This is a genomic window from Mesorhizobium sp. M1A.F.Ca.IN.020.06.1.1 (assembly GCF_004023265.1).
Taxonomy (GTDB): domain Bacteria; phylum Pseudomonadota; class Alphaproteobacteria; order Rhizobiales; family Rhizobiaceae; genus Mesorhizobium.
Map to the genome: position 1 here is coordinate 1 of NZ_RZSR01001658.1, position 612 is coordinate 612.

General features: G+C 62.3%; 2 protein-coding genes. One reads left to right on the top strand and one right to left on the bottom strand.

What is annotated here, in order from left to right:
- Positions 1 to 294 (top strand): aminotransferase class I/II-fold pyridoxal phosphate-dependent enzyme (locus EOA60_RS36190; protein ID WP_128312788.1); only part of this gene is annotated, 294 nt, incomplete at its 5' end.
- 2 nt (positions 295 to 296) lie between these two features.
- Here the strand turns inward: EOA60_RS36190 and EOA60_RS36195 are convergent.
- Positions 297 to 612, bottom strand: a 316-nt coding sequence (locus EOA60_RS36195) for a hypothetical protein (RefSeq protein WP_206628458.1), incomplete at its 5' end; no start/stop codon positions are given.

Here is a 612-nt window from a genome sequence, read left to right on the forward strand (position 1 = left end):
CTATATACCAATGCGGAACGCTTTCGGTCTCAAATGGGCAAGCTCGGCTTTACGCTTGCCGGCGCCGATCATCCGATAATCCCGGTGATGCTGGGCGACGCCGCTCTTGCGCAGGAGATGGCGGCCCGCATGCTGAAGCGCGGCATCTACGTCATCGGTTTTTCGTTCCCGGTGGTGCCGAAAGGCCAGGCGCGCATTCGCACCCAGATGTCGGCGGCGCACTCCGGCGCCGATATCGATCGCGCCGTCGAGGCGTTCGGCGAGGTCGGGAAGGAACTGGGTGTAATCGCTTGACGCTACCGCCGGCAATGGAAGTGGGCCATGGCGATCGATGTGACGAGCAGTATCGAGATCGCCAGGCCGCGCGCGGACGTCGCCGCCTTTTCTTTCGCGGCTCGCCGGCCGGCTTTTCCCGTCTCATGACCCCGCTCATAGCCGTGGCTGTCCGGCGTTCGACCGATCGCGATCTGCTGCGGCTGAAGAGCATCCTGGAAGCGGCAGGTTGATGATCCGTCAGGACAGGGAAGATTTTCTGGAGAGTGTTCGATGTCCAACATGATGAAGGCGCTGGTGAAGGCCAAGGCCGAGCCGGGCATCTGGATGGAAGAAGTG